Here is a 20,998-nt window from a genome sequence, read left to right on the forward strand (position 1 = left end):
GGATAGCTAATTAAATCTGTCGGCCAGACAGATTCTCTTCACTTCTGATCATTAGATGGCGTGAGATGCGGTGACGTTCCCGAAAACAGAAAACGTTACGTGCGTACAGGATGGGCTGAACAGCGGTACCAGACCGCTATGTTCAGAATTAATTTTCAATAATCAATGCGTTAATCGCAGAGGAGAAATGTTTTTGCATCGCCAGGGCGGCACCTTCAGCATCTCTCTGACACACTTTCTCCAGAATTGCCTGATGCGCATCAATAATTTGCTGGCGACGGTCATTGATATCGTGAGCCTGCAAACCTGCCGAGATTGATTTTTCGAGAGGTACCCGAAGTGCCTGTAAGAGCAGGGCATAGAGCGGATTGCCGGACGCCTCGGCCAGGATCATGTGAAAACGCGCATCATGATAAATAAACGACTGATGATCGCCGAAGACGTCACTGATCTTAGCCATCTCTACGCGTAAGCGGGAAAAATCCTCTTCTGTGCCGTTCTGTGCGGCCAGTACGACACAGTGAACTTCAAGGGTGCTGCGCAGTGAAAGTATCTGGCTTGCTGAAATCTGTTGTGTCACGACCGAATAGTTGAAAATTGTTTCCAGCGCCGCAGAGTTCAGTGATTGTACGCGCGGATATTTACCGCTGCTGATGTCCAGAATGCCAAGAATCGATAACGCCTGAAATGCCTCCCGTACCACACCGCGACTGACCCCCAGCGTTTCTGTCAGCTGTTTTTCACTGGGGACTCTGGCGCCAGGTTCAAGCTTTTGCGTCGTAATGACATTGAGGATGTAGTTACGGACCTGTTCGGAGAGCGTGCTTTTCTCAATGATGGGTTTACTCATGTTCATGCGATACCTCTCCCTCTCTTCGTAAGCGGTCGTTCCGCATCCATCTGGGACCGGATCTTCGGGGTGAAATTCTGCCTATGTTATCGACTCATCTTCACTATTACCAACAACATGCCAGTGTAAATTTTTGCTGAGTTTGTCACATCATGGCGATTTGGGTGTTTTCTGATCACTTAACCCTGGCTAACCTGTCCTACAGGTAGACAGTAAGGCTGTTTGAATTTAACCACACAGGAATGAATTATGCACTCAGAAGAAAGGCAATTATTTGAAAAGATAAAGAACAATCTCAGTACCGCATTGCTGGGTGATGTCATGGACGCCATTGGCTTACAGAATCAATTTCTCAATCCGCGACTGCAACCCCTGGAAAAGCAGATGCGCATCGCCGGGCGAGCGATGCCGGTACTGGAGGCGGATTACCCGACGTTTCCCGGTTCACATTGCAACGGACCTCTCGGCGATAAAGCGTTTGGCGTGATGTTTGAGGCGCTGGACAGCCTGCAGGAAAACGAAGTGTATATTGCCAGCGGTTCGTCCCCAACGTATGCATTATGGGGGGGATTGATGTCGACTCGTGCGGTTCACCTTAACGCGGCAGGGGCGATTCTTAACGGCTATTCACGGGATAAACACGAGATCCTTGAATTAAATTTCCCTGTTTTTTCATTGGGTTCTTATTCTCAGGATCAAAAGGTTCGCGGAAAAGTTCTCGATTATGGCGTTCCGATTACTATTGATGGCGTGATGATAACGCCAGGCGATCTTATTGTGGCGGATGAGGAGGGGGTTCTGGTGATCCCGAAGCGGGTCGAGCAAGAGGTTGTTGGTCTGGCGTTGGAAAAAGGCGTGACGGAAAACAAAGTTCGCGATGCCATTCGGTGTGGCATGGGTGCTGTTGAGGCATGGAATCGCTTTGGTGTGATGTAAATCCCCTTCAGTTTTGATGATATGAGGACATCTGTATGTTCAAAAGTAAACGATGGAGTATTGTTTTCCTACTCTCGCTAGGTGGGGCGATCAATTACATGGATCGTTCTGCCTTTGCAATCGCAGCCCCGATGTTTGCTAACGACTTGCAATTAACGCCAGGTGAGTTAGGCATTATTTTTAGTAGTTTTTCTATCGGCTATGCGCTTTTTAACTTCGTTGGCGGTTATGCTTCCGACCGTTTTGGACCCAAAATGGTCTTTGCAGTCAGTATGGCATTTTGGTCATTCTTCTGTGGATTGATTGGCGTCGCCGTCGGATTTACCTCAATGCTCATCATCAGGGTATTGTTTGGTGCCGGGGAAGGGCCTTTTGCCTCGACCTTAAATAAAATCGTCAATAACTGGTTTCCCCGCCGGGAAGTCGCCAGTGCCATTGGCGTCGCCACCGCAGGCAACCCGCTTGGCGGCGCGCTGGCAGGACCTATCATGGGGTCGCTGGTGCTGATTATTGGCTGGCGAATGGCGTTTGTCGCGATTGCCTGTTTAGGCATTGTTTGGTTGCTGTTTTGGGTAAAAATGGCAAAAGACAAGCCGGAAGAACACGAAACCATCAGTCGTGAGGAATTAGCATTAATTCAGGAAGGACAGCAAGAGCAAAGTGACGAGAATAAAGAAATTGAAAAAGTCTCTATGCCGCTCTCTTTTTATATTAAGCAGCCTACGATACTGGCAACGGCATTTGCGTTTTTTGGCCTGAACTATATTCTCTTTTTCTTTCTCTCATGGTTCCCAAGCTATTTGTCGAACTCGCAACACCTCAGCCTGAAAGATATGAGTATTGTGAGTGTTATTCCGTGGCTTCTGGGTTCTGTTGGGATGGCGGCGGGCGGATTCCTCTGTGATTACGTACTGCGTAAAACAGGACGTCCTCTGTTTTCCCGTAAAATAGTCCTTGTCACGTGCCTCGGGGCTTCGGCGATTTTTGTGATGTGCGTTGGGAATGTGTCCAGTGCCGCAGGGGCTGTATCCCTTATGGCATGTGGCATTTTCTTCCTCTATTTATCCGCAACAACGTATTGGGCTATCTTGCAAGACACTGTCGCACGCCAGAATATGGGGGCCGTGGGAGGTATGGTTCATGCCACAGCGAATATTGCCGGAATATTAGGACCGATTGTGACGGGTTACATTATTCAATGGACAGGGGCCTATAATGCGGCGTTCTTTATTGCGGGTGGTATTGCCGTACTTGGCGCACTTGCCGTGGCTGTCTTTGTTAAACCCATTGCGATGCAGCGTGAAAATGTAGCCGATGCAATCAAACAAGAATAATGATTTCTTACCACCGGAGATTCAGAACATGAAATTAGGCTTTGGATTGTACCGCCATATGCTGGATGACGAGCATTTTGCCTTTGCCAGACAATGTGGTGCGACGCATATTGTTGTTCATATGGTTGATTATTTTCACCAGAATGCGCGTTTCTCCCGTAGCGATCAGCCGGTTGGCGATACCAGCGGTTGGGGAACGGCGCAGGCCGATGTCTGGACAATAGAAGAATTGTTAGATATTCGCGCCAGAATGGCGAAATTCGATTTAACCTTTTTTGCTATTGAAAATTTCGACCCTTGCCACTGGGATGACATTTTATTTGACGGTCCCCGAAAAGCAGAACAAATCGAGACCGTGAAACAAATCATCCGTAATGTCGGCGCGGCGGGTATCCCTGTTTTTGGTTATAACTTCAGCCTTGCGGGCGTCGCCGGAAGAATTCAGGAAAATAAAGCGCGAGGCGGCGCAAAAACAGTCGGGTTAAACGGCGTCAACGAGCAAACCGAAAGCCCGTTACCTGCCAGTATGGCGTGGAATATGGTGGTGGATGAAGATGCCGAAGGGATAAGACCTGCGGTCACCAAAGAACAACTCTGGCAACGGCTGGACGCGTTCCTGAAAGAGATTGTGCCGGTGGCAGAAGAAGCCGGTGTGAGGCTGGCCGCGCATCCTGATGATCCGCCGCTCGAGTTCGTGCGCGGTCAACCGAGACTGGTTAACCAGCCTCATCTCTATCAAGACTTGCTGGATCTGGTGCCCAGCTCTTCTAATGCGCTTGAGTTTTGTCTGGGCACCATTGCGGAAATGTCTGAAGGGGATGTTTACGAGGCGGTAGAACAATATGCTCGTCAGGACGCGATTGCGTATATGCATTTCCGTAACGTAAAAGGCAAGGTCCCTTATTATCATGAAACCTTTATCGACGAAGGGGACATTGATATGGCGAAGGTATTACGGATACTGAAAGACAATAACTTTGATGGCGTATTAATTCCGGATCACTCACCACAAATGACCTGTCCTGCGCCGTGGCATTCAGGAATGGCCTACGCAATGGGGTACATGAAAGCGTTAATGCAGATTATTTGATGGCCTTTGCGTAAATAATAAAACCATAGCCGCTTTTTACAGCGGCTATGGTTATTCCGCGTCGAAATCGCTACGCCCCACCCAAATAGGCTTTTCGCACTTCGGGGTCGACTAACAGTTCCTGACCGCTGCCGCTCAGGCGAATTTCGCCATTGACCATGACATACGCGCGATCCGACAGTTTAAGCGCGTGATTTGCGTTTTGTTCGACTAAGAAAAGCGTCATCCCGGCCTTTGTTAATTCACGTAGAGTCTGGAAAATTTGCTTCACCACCAGCGGCGCTAACCCCAGGCTCGGTTCATCCAACAGCAACAATTTAGGGCGACTCATCAGCGCGCGGGCAATGGCCAACATCTGTTGCTCACCTCCTGAGAGCGTCATGGCACGCTGATTGCGTCGCTCCTCAAGGATCGGAAAGAGGTGATACATCCGTGCTTTATCCTCTTTATGGTAACGGTTGCCGATAGGGATACTCCCCATCAGAATATTTTCTTCGACCGTCATGTCCGGGAATATTCGCCGTCCTTCCGGAACCTGGGCAATCCCGTTCGTGGCAATAAAATGGGTGGATTTGTGGCTGATATCGTCATTACGATAAAGAATGTGCCCGCGCGCGATGCGTGGTTGCCCAAAAATGGACATCAGCAAGGTCGATTTTCCAGCGCCGTTGGCACCGATCAACGAGACGGTTTCTCCTTCATTTACCGTCAGCGATATCGCTTTCAGCGCCTGAATCGGGCCATAAAAAACGTCCACATGGCGAAACTCCAGCAAGGGCTGACTCATCCGGCAAGCTCCTCTTCGTCGGTCCCCAGATAGGCAGCAATCACGCTGACGTTGTGTTGGATCTCTTCTGGCGCCCCCCGGGCAATCACATCGCCATGATCAAGTACGATAACGTGGTCGGAAATCTCCATAACCATGTGCATATCATGTTCGATCAATAATACGGTAACGCCATGTCGTTCACGCAGGATGCGCACAATGCTGCTGAGCGCCTCGGTTTCTACCGGATTAAGTCCGGCTGCCGGTTCGTCAAGGCAAATCATCTCCGGCCCCGTACACATGGCGCGGGCAATCTCCAGTCTGCGTTGTTGGCCATAGGAGAGGGTTCCGGCCAGGCGGTTTGCACAATCCACAAGGTTCACCACTTCCAGCCAGTAAAAGGCGCGGTCGAGCGCCTGATTTTCGGCTTTTTGATACGCCGGAGTGTTAAAAATGCCGGCAATCAGGTTGCGGTTCGCCTGTCTGTGCTGGGCTACCAGCAGATTTTCGATCACTGACATTTCGCGAAACAGGCGGATATTCTGGAAGGTTCGCGCCAGTCCGGCACGGTTGACCAGATGCGTACCGCCGAACATTTTGTAGTAGATGCGTGAAGCCAGACGGCCTGGATTGAGAAAATCAGTGGCGTGTATTTTTTGCCCTAACACCTGAATCACATCGGTGCTTTTGGCGCGCGTGTTAAACACAATCGCGCCACCGGAGGCCTGATAAAATCCGGTCAGGCAGTTGAACACCGTGGTCTTACCGGCACCGTTTGGGCCAATCAACGCCGTGATTGACCCTCGGGCAACCTCCAGATTGACATCGTTCAGCGCTTTTATCCCGCCAAAGTGCATCATCAGGTTTTCAACACGTAAAATGCTGTCAGTCATGGCGCCACCCCTTTGCGAATAGCGAAACCCGCGCGACTGGTGCGGACCAGTCCACGGGGACGCCAGATCATCATTAACACCATTAAGACGCCGAACAGCAGTACCCGGTATTCGGCAAAATCCCGAAGTAACTCGGGGGCCACGGTCAGCACAAAGGCCGCCAACACCACGCCGAGTGTGGAACCCATTCCGCCGAGTACAACGATGGCAAGAATGAGTGCAGATTCGAAGAAGGTGAACGAAGTAGGATTAACAAACCCTTGATAGGTTGCGAAAAAGACACCCGCAATCCCCGCCGTCGATGCCCCCATCATAAAGGCGGAAAGTTTGACTAATACATGGTTTAAGCCCAGTGAGCGACAGGCAACTTCATCTTCGCGAAGGGCTTCCCAGGCACGGCCAATGGGCATTTTGGTTAAGCGATGTTTGATGAACAGCACCAGCAGCACCACCAGAACCAGTACCGTGTAGATAAAAATAAACTTCAGGTTAGGGTTATAGGTCAGACCGAAAAACTCATGAAACGGCACGCCGCCGTCTTTTGCCCGCCGGCCAAATTCCAGACCAAAAAGTGTGGGGGCAGGCACTGACACGCCATTTGGCCCACCGGTAAAACTCAGCCAGTTGTTCAGAATCAGCCGGATAATTTCACCAAATCCCAGCGTGACAATTGCCAGATAATCTCCGTGCATCCGCAATACTGGAAACCCCAGCAGTGCGCCTGCCAGCGCCGCCATGATGGCGCCAATGGGCAACATGACCCAAAAACCGAGCCCCAGATACTGGTATCCCAGCGCCAGTCCATAAGCGCCGATGGCGTAAAAGGCCACGTAACCCAAATCCAGTAATCCGGCGAGCCCGACGACAATGTTCAGGCCCAGTCCCAGCAGCACGTAGATAAGCCCCAGAATCGCCACCGTCAGCAGATACTTGGTCGCCACAAAGGGGAAGGCGATGGCCAGCAGCATCAAGCCCGGAATTATCCAGCGCATACGGGAGGTGTAACCCGCCGGGCGGACGTACACCCCGTCGTCAGCACCGTCAAACCGACTGGCAAACTTCTGCCCGATCTGGGTTTGCAGCGCCAGGCTGACAAGAAAGCGTCCTGCCATGACGATGGCGACCAGCCACGCTACGCGGGTAGGGGCAAGAGTGAAACTGTAACCTTTTAGAACAATCCCCACGATGGGGCCAAACACAATCAGCGCGCACAGTCCGGCTAATACGGTGTCGAGCAGGCATTTTTTAATATCCAGTTCTGATTTCACGACGGCCTCTGTCATCTCTGTCATCGTTTTGCCCTCACACCTTCACGACCATTGGACGTCCCAACAGCCCCTGCGGGCGGAAGATCAGGATGACCACCAATAAGGCAAAGGAGAAAACATCCTTATAATCGGAGTTAACAAGCCCGGCGAATTGCGCCTCTGCAATGCCGAGCAGCAGGCCGCCGAGCATGGCGCCGGGAAGCGAACCAATCCCGCCCAGTACCGCGGCAGTAAATGCCTTGATGCCGATGATAAAGCCAGCATAAAAGTCAAACGTACCGTAGTTCATGGTCACCAGAACGCCCGCCAGCCCCGCCATCGACGCCCCCATCACAAACACCAGCGAGATAACCCGGTCAGTGTTAATTCCCAGAATGGAGGCCATACGCCTGTCCTGTTGGGTCGCGCGACAAATTCGCCCCAGCCGCGTGTACTGGATAACCCAGGTCAGAACCGCCATCCCGACAAATGCCGCCAGCAGAATAAAAATTTTGGTCCAGGTGATTTGCACCACCCCATCGTCGACATTGAAACGCAGCACGCCGCTCATCAGTGTCGGGATGCCTTGTTGGTTCGGCCCCTGGCTGATTTGCACGTAGTTTTGCAGAATGAGTGACATACCGATGGCTGAGATGAGGGGTGCCAGACGGGTTGAATTTCGCAGTGGTCGATAGGCAATACGTTCGATGACCCAGCCGTAAACACCCGTTATCACGATGGTGAAGATCAGGGTGCCAAAAATCAGCAGGGGGAAAGAGTGAATGCCAAAGAAGGAGAGCAGTCCCAGACCAATAGCACAGAGGTACGCGGAGATCATGTAAACTTCGCCATGCGCGAAATTGATCATGCCGATGATGCCGTAGACCATGGTGTAACCGATGGCAATCAGGCCATACACCGCTCCCAACGTCAGACCGTTGATCATCTGTTGTAAGAAGAAAGCATCCATTTGAAATTCCCGCCAGTGGTAAGGCAACCGGCTCGTACAATCCGGTTGCCTTCAGAGTTACAATGCCTCACCCAGGAGGGGGAGCGAGAAGTCAGTACCGTTCTGACGGCATCAGAGTTGGTGGTACTTACCTTTGTCGTCCCACTGATAAACCACGTAATCAGACACTTTCAGGTCGCCTTTCTCGTCCCAGGATTTGGGCCCCATTACCGTGTCAACAGAGTGTGATTTCAGCCATTCGCCGGCTTTGGCGTTGTCTTTGCCTGCAGCGCCGTAGGCCGCAGCAATGGCCTGAATTGAGGCATAGGCGTACAGGGTGTAGCCTTCGGGTTCAAAACCGCTGGCGCGGAATTTTTCAATGACTGTTTTGCCTTCTGCGATGGTGCGAGGGTCTTTGCCAAAGGTCATCAGCACGCCATTGGTATACTGCGCGCCACCGGCCGCTGTTACCATCTCCTCGGTCACCACACAGTCGCCGGAGAAGAATTTAGCCTGTACCCCTTGTTCCCGCATTTGACGCACCAACGGGCCCGCTTCCGGATGGCAACCGCCAAAGTAGACAACGTCCGGTTTCAGCGCGCCGATTTTGGTCACCAGGGCGTTGAAATCTTTTTCACCGCGCGATAGCCCTTCATACAGGACTTCTTTGGTTCCCCGTTTTTGCAGCGCGGCTTTCGTTGCGTCGGCTAAGCCCTGACCGTAGGTATCTTTGTCGTGAATGACGGCGATCTTTTTCGCTTTCAGGACGTCCAACATGTAGTTTGCCGCCGTGACGCCTTGCTGATCGTCACGACCACACATGCGGAGCATGTCTTTCATTCCGCGTTCGGTAATCAGTGGGTTGGTTGACCCCGGGGTTATCGTTAATACTCCCGCTTCATCATAGACTTCAGAGGCGGGCATGGTGGAGGAAGAACAGAAATGACCGACCACGGCAGAGACTTTAGATTCATCGACCAGGCGGTTTGCTACCGCGACGGCTTGCTTTGGCTCGCAGGCGTCGTCACCTTGTACCAGCACGATTTTTTCACCTTTAATCCCGCCTGCTGCATTGATATCCGCCGCTGCCTGCGATGCCCCTTTCCAGTATTGCGCCCCATACGTGGCATTAGGGCCGGTAAATGGCCCGGCCACGCCAATCGTGATATCTGCCTGTGCATAAAATGCGGTACTTAAACACCCCATAACGGCAATCTGCAGCGGTAACTTAATCATTTTTATAGACATTTGGATATTCCTCAGTACTGTTCAATACCAGGCGCCGGGTGGCGCGGGGAAAATCATAAACTTCGTCATTTATTGCGTTATCAAGCGGGCCGCGTACGGCTGTCATTTTTTAAGCAAAAACTCCGCCAGGTTGATAAATATCGACAATGTTTTCTGACAGACGTAGCAATGCGATGTGAAATACGACGTCGCAATTTCATCAGGTCAGTGTCAATCGTTATCTAAGGAGGAGGTTGCCTTCACGTGGCAGACTGGGAAGCGTGGTATCCAAACCGTCCAGAATCTTAAACATAGCTGCAGAAAAGTCAGGCTGCGCACCTTGTCGGTGCAAAAATGCGGAGATGATCACTTGAACGATGCGCAAGGCGCAGGAACGCCGGGCTTCTGAACTCCCCGTTTTGTTTAGAAAAATCCCCGCCCACCCTGTAAGATGACTATTGGAAAGCGTATTTCACTGAGGATGAGCGTTATGAAAACGGGACCATTGAACGAAAGCGAACTGGAGTGGCTGGACGATGTGCTGACGAAGTACAACACCGATCATGCGATTCTGGATGTGTCAGAGCTGGATGGTCTGCTGACGGCAGTACTCAGTTCTCCGCGTGAGATTGAGCCGGAGCAGTGGCTGGTGGCAGTATGGGGCGGGCCGCAATATGTGCCGCGCTGGTCATCGGAAAAAGAGATGACGCGCTTTATGAATCTTGCGTTCCAGCATATGGCGGATACCGCCGACAGACTGAACGAGTTTCCGGAGCAGTTTGAACCTTTATTTGGTCTGCGCGAAATTGACGGCCATGAACTGACAATTGTCGAAGAGTGGTGTTTTGGTTATATGCGCGGTGTGTCGCTTTCTGACTGGTCAGCGTTGCCAGACTCGCTGAAACCGGCGCTGGAGGCGATTGCGTTGCACGGTACGGAAGAGAACTTTGCCGTGGTAGAGAAGATGACGCCAGAGGCATTCGAAGAAAGCGTCGAGGCTATCCGGATGGCGGCGCTGGATCTTCATGCCTGGTGGATGGCGCATCCACAAGAGATTCCGGTGCAGGTACCTGTCAAAGCGGAAGCGAAACCAGGGCGTAACGATCCTTGTCCGTGCGGCAGCGGTAAAAAGTATAAGCAGTGCTGCCTGCACTGATTGCGTTAAGGCCAGATGGCGCTTTTCCCTTGGGGTAAGCGCCATCTGCTGCATTCAGCCTGGTTCAGGCAGCAGTCCCGCCGCGATGGAAAACTGCACCCCGATCACCACAATCCCGCAAAGAAACACCAGACCTAACGCCACTGAGCCGCCTTTAACGCGATATCCTGCCTGAGGGTTATGCTTGCGGCTTTGCCATACCAGCAAAGAGGGGATCAGCAACGCCAATACCGCCAGCGCCACACCGGCATAGCCCAGCGCCATGACAAATCCGCGCGGATAGAAGAGGGCAAACGCCAGCGGCGGCAAAAAAGTAATAGCGCCCGTTTGCAGGCGTCCGGCAGCGGTATTACGTCGCTGGAACAGATCCGCCAGATAATCAAATAACCCCAGCGCCACGCCGAGGAACGAGGTGGCCAACGCCAGATCGGCGAACAGGTGTACCGCCAGTTCAACGTGAGGTGAGGCGACCACTTCCCGTAATGCCTGAAGCAAACCGTTTAACCCAGCGTGATCGGCCAGCAGTCCCATAAATGTTGAAGAGTCGATACTACCGAGGGTCGCAAGTTGCCAGAAGATATACGCAATCAGCGGGATTGCGCTGCCGGTGATAAACACCCAGCGTAATTTGCGAATATTGCCGTCCATATAGCTGACAATGCTGGGCACGCTACCGTGAAAACCAAACGAGGTAAAAATTACCGGAATGGCAGACCATGCCAGCCCTTGTTGCAATGGCAGGGTAAGAAGATTGACTTTGTGAATGTGCGGCATCAATAGCGCCAACATCACCACCAGGAAAACAATTTTGGCGCTGAACAGAAAACGGTTGAACAGATCGACAAGCGACGTTCCCACGCAGACCACGCCACCGGCAACAAAGGTGAACAGTAACACGCCAGTGGCTGGCGATATTTCGCTGCCAGTCCAGTCGTTGATACTGGAGGCGAGCAACTCGCCAGCGCCGCTAATGTAGGCCGCGGTCAGGGCATACATTAAAAACATCATACTAAAACCGGTTACCCACTGACCGTAGCGTCCCAGATACCGTTTTGCCAGCGTACCCAGCCCAGTATCTGCCGGAACATGTTGATAGACTTCGAGAAGTAATAGCGCGGTGTAACACATCAGCGCCCACAACCCAACCAATAATGCCAGTGTGACGCTGAAACCCACTCCCGCCGCAGCCAGCGGCATAGCCAGCATACCGGCACCGATGGTGGTTCCCGCCACGATAAAAACACTTCCCAGAGTTCTATTCTTCACGCTTTCCTCTGTCCCAGAGATATTCAATAGTGGTATCTGCGGCGCAGGGTAAGGCATTCTGCTATTTTCGTCAAACCGTCGTTACAATGAGTGTGAATTTTTGTTTACGGATTTTATAAGTGTGGGTGTGACCGCATCATCCCGGACGCCGAAGAATGTAAACCTGCGTTAGCGCAAAGCAGAAAACGCTGCTGCATCTTAGGCTAAGCGCTTTACTGAGGAGGATGTATGGATTCTATTCACGGCCACGACGTGCTTAACATGATGATTGCATCGGGCGAGCAATACACCCATGCCAGTCTTGAGGCGGCGATCATTTCACGGTTTGGCGCACAGGCGCGTTTTCATACCTGTTCAGCGACAGAGATGACGGCGGCAGAACTGGTGGCTTTTCTGGCGGCGAAGGGGAAATTTATTGCGAAGGATGACGGTTTTACGACGCACGAAAGCAAGATCTGCCGTCATTAAGAGAGCCCGGTGAAGTGGGCAGAAAACCCGCTTCACCGGAGAGGAATTAATTCTGTGTATCCAGGGTCGACAGTTCTTTGTCGATGAAGTAAAGGCCTTCACCACTTTTACCTGCCAGCGTTAACTTATCAATGACCGATTTAAATAACTTCTCTTCTTCATGCTGTTCAGCCACGTACCACTGCAGGAAGTTAAAGGTAGGATAATCCTGATTGGTCATTGCTGCGTGAGCCAGTTCATTAATTTTCTGAGTGATCAATTGCTCGTGTTCGTACGTGACACGGAACAGTTCATCCAGTGATGTATATTCAGCGAAAGGAGACGCGACGGTATTAATACGTGGCAGACTGCCAGTATCGGTCAGATAATCGAACAAACGCTGCATATGCGTCATCTCTTCCTGGGCATGACGGCGCAGGAACGCGGCGGCACCTTCAAAGCTGTTATAGCTGCACCATGCACTCATTTGCTGATAGAGCAGAGACGAATATAACTCGAGGTTCATCTGTTCATTCAGTTTTTCGATCATTTCTGTTTTCAGCATTGTTCCGCTCCACAAATGTTAATGATATGTCGATGTGGCGCCACTATAATTTGTTATTTAATTATTTGCAAAAGGTAAAATAATAAAATCAATTATTAAAAATGCGAATGGGAATAAAACGCATTAACGCTATTAAATTAAAAATAAATACCGGTCGGCATAATAAAAGGTCAGTTATTAATAAACTGACCTCGACGTTTAATAATAGCCAGGCGTTGCAGAGTAGAGCGCTGCGCCCTGGCACTGATACGATAACGTTATTGTCGTATTCAGACACAGGGAACCCGCATAAACACTGCAGGTGGATACCGGCTGGCCGAATCCGATGGCGTTGGCGTAGCCCATTTGCTGGCATTCACGCGTGGCGGTGCCTTTCGCGACATAGGCGTCAGTACGTGCCGTTTGCAGCATCGCCTGATTCCAGGTGAGGCGCACAATCCCACTGGTTGCGTTAGCTTCGCTGACGTGTGCTTGTCGGGTGATGGTACATCCCGCCAGCATTAACAGCGAAAGGGCAAGAAAAAGGCTCTTCATGATATCGCTCTGAAAGTTCGGTGATACGCTATCCTACCTGATACCCCCATCGTTCAATGGCTTGAATAGCCTGAGGATCACCCATGTTTAAAGGCAACGAACATGGGAATGTACAAAAAACGCCCTGCGGGCAACAAAAGCGTGAACCTGTTTTTATTTTTTAAAACCATCTTTCATTAAATTTGAAAGTGCATTCATTGCGTAGTAATGTGACGTCAATTTCAAAGACTCACGTCGGAATTTATTGCGACGCATTCAGGAGAGACAGTATGAAAATTGCACTGATGATGGAAAATAGCCAGGCCAGCAAAAATGCCATCATTTATCACGAGCTCAAGGCCGTTGCGGATGAGAAGGGATTTCCTGTCTTTAACGTCGGCATGAGCGATGAGAATGACCATCATCTGACCTATATTCATCTTGGCATTATGGCCAGTATTCTGCTCAATGCGAAAGCGGTTGATTTTGTGGTGACCGGTTGCGGTACAGGTCAGGGGGCGCTGATGTCCCTGAACATCCATCCGGGCGTTATTTGTGGCTACTGCATAGATCCGGCTGATGCGTTTCTGTTTGCCCAGATCAACAATGGCAATGCGCTTTCTCTTCCTTTCGCGAAAGGTTTTGGCTGGGGTGCAGAGTTGAACGTTCGTTTCATCTTTGAAAAAGCGTTCACGGGTCGTAAAGGTGAAGGCTACCCGCCGGAGCGTAAAGAGCCGCAGGTACGAAACGCAGGTATCCTGAACCAGGTGAAAGCGGCCGTGGTAAAAGAGAACTATCTGGATACGTTGCGTGCTATCGATCCTGAGCTGGTGAGAACCGCAGTATCAGGCCCGCGTTTCCAGCAGTGTCTTTTCGAAAATGGCCAGGACAAAGCGATCGAAGCGTTTGTACGTGAAATCCTGGGGTAAGGTTCTTTGAAGGCATCGGGGCCGGATAACACAACGGGTGTATCCGGTCTGTAAAATGCCGCGTGGTCGGCCCGGACAGCGTTGATCGACCGGGCGACAATGTTGTGTTTGTTTTGACTCCGTACTTCCTCTATCACTGGCTAACATCGCGTTGCAATCATCCTGCAAGATCCCTGCTTTTGGCACCGACGAACGGTTGTCATCAAAAAAAATTATAAAAATTTACTAAAACACGCAATGAAAAAAGCTTTTGATTTTTATACAAAAAATAGCGAAATGAATAGAATTTGCACAATTTTTAGTGTGATCTTCATCACATAAATATTGATTTTTGTGACGGATGTCATATTATGTTGCTCGTAGACAATAAAACCTGAACAACAATCAAACGGAGCAATGCTATGAAACTGCGCAAAATTCTGAAAAGCATGTTCGAAAATTATTGCAAAACATTCAAAGATGTACCGCCAGGCGGTATGTTCTGATAAAAAAACCTGCTACGGCAGGTTTTTTTATACCCGTTTCTCTGCTGTGTTTACGCGGCTATCGTTTCTGCTCCTGAATAGGTACTATGACGACCTTTCTATAAGGAGCTCACTATGTCCCAAACACTGAACGCCGATCAGGAACTGGTCTCTGACGTCGTTGCCTGCCAACTGGTTATCAAACAAATTCTGGACGTTCTTGACGTGATCGCCCCCGTCGAAGTTCGCGAGAAAATGTCCACCCAACTGAAAAACATCGATTTTTCAAGCCATCCTTCCGCCGCCGATCCCGTGACGATGCGCGCGATCCAGAAAGCCATCGCGTTGATCGAGCTGAAATTCACGCCGCAGGGCGAAGCTCACTAAATAAATCAAAGTGATAGATTGCTGAAATTTTTTATTACGCCTCCTGAATCAGGGGGCGTAAATGTTTCAGAACCGTCGGTTGAGAAGGTGATACTAAGGTTGCCCGGCCTGCGGTGGATGTACTTGCAGGCCAGACTGGGGGTTATGACGTTAATCCGACGTTATACCGCCATTAGTGGTGCTGGTGGTTGACGACATTGAGTAGGTGTTTGTCTGTTTGCTCCATGCACAAACCCGCACGTCTGGCGCTACGAACTTCATCGAGGATCGTTTGTAACAGCACGCCATCCTGCTGCTGTTCTTTTTTCAGATCGTGGAGAAAATCAAGCGTGAGGTCGTCATTCAGTGCTTTTGCTTCGGAGGTCAAACTCGACAGGGTGCTGGATCGTTGCTGATAATCGTCGAGTGTTTTCTGAAATAACTCTTCAAGGGAAGTTAACTCATCGCCTGGCATATCAACTGCTTTGACGATGGGGTTAGCGCCTGTGCTCTTCATAAAATTAAACATGCGCATCATTTGAGTGATATTACTTTGCGCCTGAGTACGCAGAAACATCGCCGTGCCCGTCAAACTGTGTTCTGAACACCACTCACTCATGCGAAGGTAAAGATTGGATGCGTAAAACTCCAGATTCATCTGAGCGTTGAGTTTGTGAGCCATTCCTACTGCAGCCATGTCAATATCCTTATTTCCAGAAAAGGGAATGTGCGTAACCAGCATTAGAGCGACAGGCTGTTGCCGCTCTTAACATCTACTACGCACAAGTGAAACTGTTAGCAGAATAAATCCGTTCTGCCGGTCCTTTATGTGATCACGCAGTCAATTCCGTTGATGATCTGAATAAGCATAGCGTCTGTATGGTTATAAGAAAATCCTTATCGTGAAATGTTTAAAGTTTTTTACATATTCTGTGTGAAAACCGGACCTGAGTCAGAAATTTTGGCGTGTGTCGCCACCGAGACAACGCCATGATTTAACGTCGATTAAAGTGGTGGTGATTTTTTGAAACATTATTTCAAGTCACAGAATGGAATAGTTTCATCGGGTATCATTTGTTCAATGATAATTATCTATTATGGCTATTTCGGAAATTATTAGATTAAGCGGTACTGACCGATCTCCCACCAGGGCTTAAGTTTGTACCAGATCATTTTTAGAAGCGTTAAAACATAAAGCCAATCAGCTTTTGTCATTGGCTGTTTGAACCGTACGGAGAGAAGAGAGGAGTAGTGAATGAAAAAGGTAGCTGTGCTGTTGGCGCCTGGATTTGAAGAGGCAGAGGCCATTGTGACGATCGATATTTTGCGTCGACTGAATATCGAAGTTGAAACATTAACCTGTGCGGAGTCACGCGCCGTGGTGAGTTACCACAACATTCCTATGGTGGCAGACAGTACGCTGACTGAACGACGGGATACGCTTTTTGACGCAGTCGTGTTACCAGGTGGCCCCCAGGGAAGCGTGCATCTGGCCACGAGCGCTGAAGTAGTCGATTTCGTTTCCCGACATGACGCGGCAGGCAAATTTGTTTGCCCGATCTGCTCTGCGGCTGCCCGTGTTTTGGGTGGGAATGGATTGCTGAAAGGACGTCGCTATGTCTGTTCCGGCGAGCTGTGGGAGAACGTGACCGATGGCGAATACGTGGATGCGCCGGTCGTTGAAGATGGAAATCTGATTAGTGGTAAAGGGTTAGGCAACATCTTTGATTTTGCATTGACGATCAGCGCCCGTTTGCTTGGCGATGACGCTCCGGTTCGCGATCATGCAGACCATATTTACTATCGCTGGTAAATAAAACGTTCCCGAATACAGCCGTATTCGGGAACAAGGATTCGCTGGCTGGCCTTATGGATTAATCTGCTATGCCTCTTTTTATTTGTCTGACAAATTATCATTTTCTTATGTCATTTCCCGCTGAATGTATGCACGCAATTACTGTAATTCTGTGATGTGATGCCGCTCTCCTATGGAGAATCAATTTCCCGCTAAAACTTATTCCAGCACTGGCATTAATCGTCGATATAAATGGTAATGCCTTGTTTTTCGTCTGAATTACAAAAACTCGTTGGTTTTTACCCTACATAAAAGAACGCTAAAGCTGGAGTTAACCATGCACAAATTCACTAAAGCGCTGGCGGCCATCGGTCTGGCTGCCGTTATGTCACAATCCGCTATTGCAGAAACCATGAAGCTCGGTTTTCTGGTGAAACAGCCAGAAGAACCCTGGTTCCAGACGGAGTGGAAATTTGCTGATAAAGCGGGAAAAGATTTGGGTTTTGAAGTGATTAAAATTGCCGTCCCTGATGGCGAGAAGACCCTGAATGCCATCGACAGCCTGGCTGCGAGCGGTGCGAAAGGGTTTGTCATTTGTACCCCGGACCCGAAACTCGGCTCGGCAATCGCTGCCAAGGCGCGCGGTTACGACATGAAAGTCATCGCAGTGGATGACCAGTTTGTTAACGCCAAAGGCAAGCCGATGGATACCGTTCCTCTGGTTATGATGGCGGCGACCAAGATCGGCGAACGTCAGGGGGAAGAGCTGTACAAAGAGATGCAGAAACGCGGTTGGGATGTAAAAGAGACCGCCGTCATGGCGATTACGGCAAACGAGCTGGATACGGCGCGCCGCCGTACCGGTGGCTCAATGGAAGCGCTGAAATCAGCTGGCTTCCCGGAAAAACAGATCTACCAGGTGCCGACGAAATCCAATGATATCCCTGGCGCATTTGATGCCGCGAACTCCATGCTGGTTCAGCATCCAGAAGTGAAGCACTGGCTGGTTGTAGGTATGAACGACAACACCGTGCTGGGCGGCGTACGTGCGACGGAAGGCCAGGGCTTTAAAGCTGCCGATGTGATCGGCATCGGTATCAATGGCGTGGACGCGGTCAGCGAGCTGTCGAAGGCACAAGCCACAGGCTTCTACGGTTCGTTGCTGCCAAGCCCGGACGTACATGGCTATAAATCCAGCGAGATGCTCTACAACTGGGTGACCAAAGGCGCTGAACCGCCAAAATTCACGGAAGTGACTGACGTGGTATTAATCACGCGTGACAACTTTAAGGAAGAACTGGCCAAGAAAGGGTTAGGTGGTAAGTAATCGGCAGTAGAAAACACCCTCTGTCGCTGCGGCGGCAGAGGGGTTGATTAACGACTAACGACCCAGATTCACGGAGACGTTATGCAACAGTCTACCCCGTATCTCTCATTTCGCGGCATTGGAAAAACCTTTCCTGGCGTCAAAGCGCTAACGGATATCAGTTTTGACTGTTATGCCGGTCAGGTGCATGCGCTGATGGGTGAAAATGGCGCCGGGAAATCAACACTCTTAAAAATTCTCAGCGGTAATTACGCGCCTACCACGGGTTCTTTGGCGATTCTTGGGCAGGAGGTCACGTTTGCTGACACCACTGCCGCATTGAACGCCGGTGTCGCTATTATTTACCAGGAATTACATCTCGTGCCGGAAATGACCGTCGCTGAGAATATCTATCTTGGACAGTTGCCGCATAAAGGCGGAATTGTAAATCGATCGCTGCTTAATTATGAGGCCGGGTTGCAGTTAAAACATCTGGGTATGGATATTGATCCTGGCACCCCGCTGAAATATCTCTCGATCGGGCAGTGGCAGATGGTGGAAATCGCCAAAGCGCTGGCGCGTAACGCCAAAATTATCGCCTTTGATGAACCGACCAGCTCGCTCTCAGCCAGAGAGATTGAGAACCTATTCCGCGTTATTCGGGAACTGCGTAAAGAAGGTCGCATTATTCTGTACGTGTCGCACCGTATGGAAGAAATTTTCGCGCTGAGCGACGCCATTACCGTCTTCAAAGATGGTCGCTACGTCAAAACATTTGCCGACATGCAGCAGGTGAACCACGACGCGTTAGTGCAGGCGATGGTGGGACGCGATCTCGGCGATATCTACGGTTGGGAATCGAGGCCTTATGGTGCCGAACGTTTACGTCTGCATGAAGTGAAAGCGCCAGGCGTAAGAACACCGATCAGTTTGTCAGTGCGCAGCGGCGAAATTGTGGGGCTGTTTGGCCTGGTCGGCGCCGGACGCAGCGAGTTGATGAAAGGGTTGTTTGGCGGTACGCGAATCACCGGAGGTCAGGTATTTATTGATGAAAAACCGATTGATATTCGCAAGCCGGCCAATGCCATTGCGGCGGGGATGATGCTATGCCCGGAAGACCGTAAAGCCGAGGGGATTATCCCAGTGCATTCTGTACGCGACAATATCAACATCAGCGCGCGCCGTAAGCACGTCCGGGGCGGATGTCTTATCAACAACAGTTGGGAAGAGACTAACGCTGACCACCATATTCGTTCACTTAATATTAAAACGCCGGGAGCGGAGCAACTGATCATGAACCTCTCCGGCGGGAATCAGCAGAAGGCGATTCTGGGGCGCTGGTTGTCGGAAGAGATGAAAGTCATTTTGCTTGATGAGCCAACGCGCGGCATTGATGTGGGCGCAAAACACGAAATCTACAACGTTATCTACGCCCTGGCAGCACGAGGCGTTGCAGTGTTGTTTGCCTCCAGTGATTTACCTGAGGTTCTGGGCGTCGCCGACCGTATTGTGGTGATGAGGGAAGGTGAGATCGCCGGTGAATTGCTTCACGAACAGGCGGATGAACGGCAGGCTCTGAGCCTTGCTATGCCAAAAGTCAGCCAGGCAGTCGCCTGAGTAAGGAGAGTATGATGTCTTCTGTAACTACATCGGGATCGGGCGCACCTAAGTCGCCGTTTAATATTGGTCGCATTTGGGATCAGTACGGAATGCTGGTGGTGTTCGCGGTACTGTTCCTGGCCTGCGCTATTTTTGTGCCAAACTTTGCCACCTTTATCAATATGAAGGGGCTGGGGCTGGCCATCTCCATGTCTGGCATGGTGGCCTGCGGGATGCTGTTCTGCCTGGCATCCGGCGATTTCGACCTCTCTGTCGCCTCCGTTATTGCTTGCGCCGGTGTGACAACGGCCGTGGTCATCAACTTGACCGAAAGCCTGTGGATTGGCGTAGCGGCAGGGCTATTGCTCGGTGTGCTGTGCGGTCTGGTGAATGGTTTCGTGATTGCCCGCTTAAAAATCAACGCCCTGATTACCACACTGGCCACGATGCAGATTGTGCGCGGTCTGGCGTATATTATTTCCGACGGGAAAGCGGTCGGCATTGAAGACGAGAGCTTCTTTACTCTCGGTTATGCTAACTGGTTCGGGTTGCCTGCGCCGATCTGGTTAACGGTTGCCTGCCTGATAATCTTTGGTCTGCTGCTGAACAAAACCACGTTTGGTCGTAATACGCTGGCTATTGGCGGTAATGAAGAAGCGGCGCGTCTGGCCGGTGTTCCGGTTGTTCGCACCAAAATCATCATCTTTGTGCTCTCTGGTTTGGTTTCTGCTGCGGCAGGTATCATTCTGGCATCGCGTATGACCAGCGGTCAGCCGATGACCTCGATTGGTTATGAGCTGATTGTGATTTCTGCCTGTGTATTGGGTGGAGTCTCCCTCAAAGGCGGCATTGGAAAAATCTCCTATGTAGTGGCCGGGGTATTGATTCTGGGGACCGTGGAAAATGCCATGAACCTGTTGAATATTTCTCCCTTTGCGCAGTATGTGGTTCGCGGCTTAATCCTACTGGCAGCGGTGGTCTTCGACCGTTACAAACAGAAAGCGAAACGGACTGTGTGACGTTTTTATCAGCTAACTTCTCAGTATAGTTCCCCCGATCGCCAGCCGTGAGTACGGTTGGCGATTGTCTTTCAAAATGGCGAGCGCCGTCACACTGTCTATACTTATACCCGTCATACCGCAAGTCGCATGCGCGTCGGCTTTCCTCGTTCACCCCAGTCACTGACTTCGAAAAGCGCCTGGGGATTCGCTGTGTTGCCGACTTCCTGCAACTTGAATTTTTTAGGTTAAACATGCTGATGGGGCGCTTTTTGCCGCCCGAAAACCATGATAAAGAGGAG

At 50.6% G+C, this 20,998-nt stretch carries 22 protein-coding genes; 12 read left to right on the forward strand and 10 right to left on the reverse strand.

What is annotated here, in order from left to right; all coding sequences use genetic code 11:
- Positions 1 to 148: 148 nt before the first annotated feature.
- The gene (locus CJP72_RS19160) at positions 149 to 850 is read right to left on the reverse strand and encodes a FadR/GntR family transcriptional regulator (protein WP_162382918.1); all 702 of its coding nucleotides are present in this window, start codon (positions 848 to 850) and stop codon (positions 149 to 151) included.
- A 249-nt stretch (positions 851 to 1,099) separates the two neighbouring features.
- Here CJP72_RS19160 and CJP72_RS19165 point away from each other — a divergent pair, with 249 nt between their 5' ends.
- The 3 genes from CJP72_RS19165 to CJP72_RS19175 are packed head-to-tail and all read left to right on the forward strand — an operon-like array spanning position 1,100 to position 4,210.
- Positions 1,100 to 1,786: an RraA family protein gene (locus CJP72_RS19165; protein ID WP_162382919.1), complete on the forward strand. Its 687-nt coding sequence runs from the start codon at positions 1,100 to 1,102 to the stop codon at positions 1,784 to 1,786.
- Between the two features lie 35 nt (positions 1,787 to 1,821).
- A complete protein-coding gene (locus tag CJP72_RS19170) occupies positions 1,822 to 3,120 on the forward strand; it encodes an MFS transporter (RefSeq protein WP_162382920.1) in 1,299 nt (432 codons plus the stop codon).
- A 28-nt stretch (positions 3,121 to 3,148) separates the two neighbouring features.
- Entirely contained in the window at positions 3,149 to 4,210 is a 1,062-nt protein-coding gene (locus CJP72_RS19175) for a mannonate dehydratase (RefSeq protein ID WP_162382921.1), read from the forward strand.
- 70 nt (positions 4,211 to 4,280) lie between these two features.
- On the opposite strand, the gene CJP72_RS19180 is transcribed toward CJP72_RS19175, so the two are convergent.
- From CJP72_RS19180 to CJP72_RS19200, 5 genes are all read right to left on the reverse strand, one after another.
- The gene (locus tag CJP72_RS19180) at positions 4,281 to 4,997 is read right to left on the reverse strand and encodes an ABC transporter ATP-binding protein (protein WP_162382922.1); all 717 of its coding nucleotides are present in this window, start codon (positions 4,995 to 4,997) and stop codon (positions 4,281 to 4,283) included.
- Positions 4,994 to 5,869: an ABC transporter ATP-binding protein gene (locus CJP72_RS19185; protein ID WP_162382923.1), complete on the reverse strand. Its 876-nt coding sequence runs from the start codon at positions 5,867 to 5,869 to the stop codon at positions 4,994 to 4,996. The genes CJP72_RS19180 and CJP72_RS19185 overlap by 4 nt, the downstream gene beginning before the upstream one ends.
- Positions 5,866 to 7,152, reverse strand: coding sequence for a high-affinity branched-chain amino acid ABC transporter permease LivM (gene livM / locus CJP72_RS19190; protein ID WP_162382948.1), 1,287 nt, complete (start codon positions 7,150 to 7,152; stop codon positions 5,866 to 5,868). The genes CJP72_RS19185 and livM overlap by 4 nt, the downstream gene beginning before the upstream one ends.
- A gap of 19 nt (positions 7,153 to 7,171) precedes the next feature.
- Positions 7,172 to 8,086 (reverse strand): ABC transporter permease subunit, encoded by a 915-nt coding sequence (locus CJP72_RS19195; RefSeq protein WP_162382924.1) that lies wholly within the window; start codon positions 8,084 to 8,086, stop codon positions 7,172 to 7,174.
- Positions 8,087 to 8,197: 111 nt separating this feature from the next.
- Positions 8,198 to 9,271, reverse strand: a complete 1,074-nt coding sequence (locus CJP72_RS19200) for a branched-chain amino acid ABC transporter substrate-binding protein (protein ID WP_446714981.1) — start codon at positions 9,269 to 9,271, stop codon at positions 8,198 to 8,200.
- A 511-nt stretch (positions 9,272 to 9,782) separates the two neighbouring features.
- Between CJP72_RS19200 and CJP72_RS19205 the strand changes: the two genes are divergently transcribed.
- Complete coding sequence (locus tag CJP72_RS19205) at positions 9,783 to 10,448, forward strand: YecA/YgfB family protein (RefSeq protein WP_162382926.1); 666 nt, start codon at positions 9,783 to 9,785, stop codon at positions 10,446 to 10,448.
- A gap of 54 nt (positions 10,449 to 10,502) precedes the next feature.
- On the opposite strand, the gene tyrP is transcribed toward CJP72_RS19205, so the two are convergent.
- Complete coding sequence (gene tyrP / locus CJP72_RS19210) at positions 10,503 to 11,714, reverse strand: tyrosine transporter TyrP (protein WP_162382927.1); 1,212 nt, start codon at positions 11,712 to 11,714, stop codon at positions 10,503 to 10,505.
- A gap of 228 nt (positions 11,715 to 11,942) precedes the next feature.
- Between tyrP and CJP72_RS19215 the strand changes: the two genes are divergently transcribed.
- Positions 11,943 to 12,182 (forward strand): YecH family metal-binding protein, encoded by a 240-nt coding sequence (locus tag CJP72_RS19215; protein WP_162382928.1) that lies wholly within the window; start codon positions 11,943 to 11,945, stop codon positions 12,180 to 12,182.
- Positions 12,183 to 12,228: 46 nt separating this feature from the next.
- Here CJP72_RS19215 and ftnA read toward each other — a convergent pair whose 3' ends face one another.
- Positions 12,229 to 12,726, reverse strand: coding sequence for a non-heme ferritin (gene ftnA / locus CJP72_RS19220; RefSeq protein ID WP_162382929.1), 498 nt, complete (start codon positions 12,724 to 12,726; stop codon positions 12,229 to 12,231).
- Positions 12,727 to 12,924: 198 nt separating this feature from the next.
- Positions 12,925 to 13,260, reverse strand: coding sequence for a YecR family lipoprotein (gene yecR / locus CJP72_RS19225; protein WP_162382930.1), 336 nt, complete (start codon positions 13,258 to 13,260; stop codon positions 12,925 to 12,927).
- A gap of 269 nt (positions 13,261 to 13,529) precedes the next feature.
- Between yecR and CJP72_RS19230 the strand changes: the two genes are divergently transcribed.
- The 3 genes from CJP72_RS19230 to CJP72_RS19240 all read left to right on the forward strand — a co-directional run bounded on the left by CJP72_RS19230 (position 13,530) and on the right by CJP72_RS19240 (position 15,019).
- Positions 13,530 to 14,168, forward strand: a complete 639-nt coding sequence (locus tag CJP72_RS19230; protein ID WP_162382931.1) for an RpiB/LacA/LacB family sugar-phosphate isomerase — start codon at positions 13,530 to 13,532, stop codon at positions 14,166 to 14,168.
- 401 nt (positions 14,169 to 14,569) lie between these two features.
- Positions 14,570 to 14,653 (forward strand): stress response protein AzuC, encoded by an 84-nt coding sequence (gene azuC, locus CJP72_RS19235; protein WP_004136622.1) that lies wholly within the window; start codon positions 14,570 to 14,572, stop codon positions 14,651 to 14,653.
- Between the two features lie 114 nt (positions 14,654 to 14,767).
- The gene (locus CJP72_RS19240) at positions 14,768 to 15,019 is read left to right on the forward strand and encodes a DUF2766 family protein (RefSeq protein WP_162382932.1); all 252 of its coding nucleotides are present in this window, start codon (positions 14,768 to 14,770) and stop codon (positions 15,017 to 15,019) included.
- Positions 15,020 to 15,191: 172 nt separating this feature from the next.
- Here the strand turns inward: CJP72_RS19240 and CJP72_RS19245 are convergent, their stop codons facing one another.
- Complete coding sequence (locus CJP72_RS19245; RefSeq protein WP_162382933.1) at positions 15,192 to 15,695, reverse strand: non-heme ferritin-like protein; 504 nt, start codon at positions 15,693 to 15,695, stop codon at positions 15,192 to 15,194.
- Positions 15,696 to 16,253: 558 nt separating this feature from the next.
- Between CJP72_RS19245 and CJP72_RS19250 the strand changes: the two genes are divergently transcribed.
- The 4 genes from CJP72_RS19250 to araH all read left to right on the forward strand — a co-directional run bounded on the left by CJP72_RS19250 (position 16,254) and on the right by araH (position 20,717).
- On the forward strand, positions 16,254 to 16,811 hold the full coding sequence (locus CJP72_RS19250; RefSeq protein ID WP_162382934.1) for a DJ-1/PfpI family protein: 558 nt from the start codon (positions 16,254 to 16,256) through the stop codon (positions 16,809 to 16,811).
- A 319-nt stretch (positions 16,812 to 17,130) separates the two neighbouring features.
- Positions 17,131 to 18,120: an arabinose ABC transporter substrate-binding protein AraF gene (araF, locus tag CJP72_RS19255; RefSeq protein ID WP_162382935.1), complete on the forward strand. Its 990-nt coding sequence runs from the start codon at positions 17,131 to 17,133 to the stop codon at positions 18,118 to 18,120.
- A gap of 81 nt (positions 18,121 to 18,201) precedes the next feature.
- Positions 18,202 to 19,716 (forward strand): L-arabinose ABC transporter ATP-binding protein AraG, encoded by a 1,515-nt coding sequence (gene araG / locus CJP72_RS19260; protein ID WP_162382936.1) that lies wholly within the window; start codon positions 18,202 to 18,204, stop codon positions 19,714 to 19,716.
- Between the two features lie 14 nt (positions 19,717 to 19,730).
- Positions 19,731 to 20,717 (forward strand): arabinose ABC transporter permease AraH, encoded by a 987-nt coding sequence (gene araH / locus CJP72_RS19265; protein ID WP_193568795.1) that lies wholly within the window; start codon positions 19,731 to 19,733, stop codon positions 20,715 to 20,717.
- Positions 20,718 to 20,998: the final 281 nt, after the last annotated feature.

Origin of the sequence: Citrobacter sp. NCU1, from assembly GCF_010231475.1 — a bacterium.
Taxonomy (GTDB): Bacteria; Pseudomonadota; Gammaproteobacteria; order Enterobacterales; family Enterobacteriaceae; genus Citrobacter_D.

Coding starts and splice junctions, on each gene's coding strand:
- CJP72_RS19170 (WP_162382920.1), top strand. CDS start 1,822: ATGTTCAAAAGTAAACGATGGAGTATTGTTTTCCTACTCTCGCTAGGT.
- CJP72_RS19180 (WP_162382922.1), bottom strand. CDS start 4,997: ATGAGTCAGCCCTTGCTGGAGTTTCGCCATGTGGACGTTTTTTATGGC.
- yecR (WP_162382930.1), bottom strand. CDS start 13,260: ATGAAGAGCCTTTTTCTTGCCCTTTCGCTGTTAATGCTGGCGGGATGT.
- CJP72_RS19160 (WP_162382918.1), bottom strand. CDS start 850: ATGAGTAAACCCATCATTGAGAAAAGCACGCTCTCCGAACAGGTCCGT.
- CJP72_RS19250 (WP_162382934.1), top strand. CDS start 16,254: ATGAAAAAGGTAGCTGTGCTGTTGGCGCCTGGATTTGAAGAGGCAGAG.
- araG (WP_162382936.1), top strand. CDS start 18,202: ATGCAACAGTCTACCCCGTATCTCTCATTTCGCGGCATTGGAAAAACC.
- ftnA (WP_162382929.1), bottom strand. CDS start 12,726: ATGCTGAAAACAGAAATGATCGAAAAACTGAATGAACAGATGAACCTC.
- CJP72_RS19195 (WP_162382924.1), bottom strand. CDS start 8,086: ATGGATGCTTTCTTCTTACAACAGATGATCAACGGTCTGACGTTGGGA.
- CJP72_RS19245 (WP_162382933.1), bottom strand. CDS start 15,695: ATGGCTGCAGTAGGAATGGCTCACAAACTCAACGCTCAGATGAATCTG.
- CJP72_RS19215 (WP_162382928.1), top strand. CDS start 11,943: ATGGATTCTATTCACGGCCACGACGTGCTTAACATGATGATTGCATCG.
- CJP72_RS19185 (WP_162382923.1), bottom strand. CDS start 5,869: ATGACTGACAGCATTTTACGTGTTGAAAACCTGATGATGCACTTTGGC.
- araF (WP_162382935.1), top strand. CDS start 17,131: ATGCACAAATTCACTAAAGCGCTGGCGGCCATCGGTCTGGCTGCCGTT.
- CJP72_RS19200 (WP_446714981.1), bottom strand. CDS start 9,271: ATGGGGTGTTTAAGTACCGCATTTTATGCACAGGCAGATATCACGATT.
- CJP72_RS19175 (WP_162382921.1), top strand. CDS start 3,149: ATGAAATTAGGCTTTGGATTGTACCGCCATATGCTGGATGACGAGCAT.
- CJP72_RS19165 (WP_162382919.1), top strand. CDS start 1,100: ATGCACTCAGAAGAAAGGCAATTATTTGAAAAGATAAAGAACAATCTC.
- CJP72_RS19205 (WP_162382926.1), top strand. CDS start 9,783: ATGAAAACGGGACCATTGAACGAAAGCGAACTGGAGTGGCTGGACGAT.
- livM (WP_162382948.1), bottom strand. CDS start 7,152: ATGACAGAGGCCGTCGTGAAATCAGAACTGGATATTAAAAAATGCCTG.
- azuC (WP_004136622.1), top strand. CDS start 14,570: ATGAAACTGCGCAAAATTCTGAAAAGCATGTTCGAAAATTATTGCAAA.
- CJP72_RS19230 (WP_162382931.1), top strand. CDS start 13,530: ATGAAAATTGCACTGATGATGGAAAATAGCCAGGCCAGCAAAAATGCC.
- CJP72_RS19240 (WP_162382932.1), top strand. CDS start 14,768: ATGTCCCAAACACTGAACGCCGATCAGGAACTGGTCTCTGACGTCGTT.
- araH (WP_193568795.1), top strand. CDS start 19,731: ATGTCTTCTGTAACTACATCGGGATCGGGCGCACCTAAGTCGCCGTTT.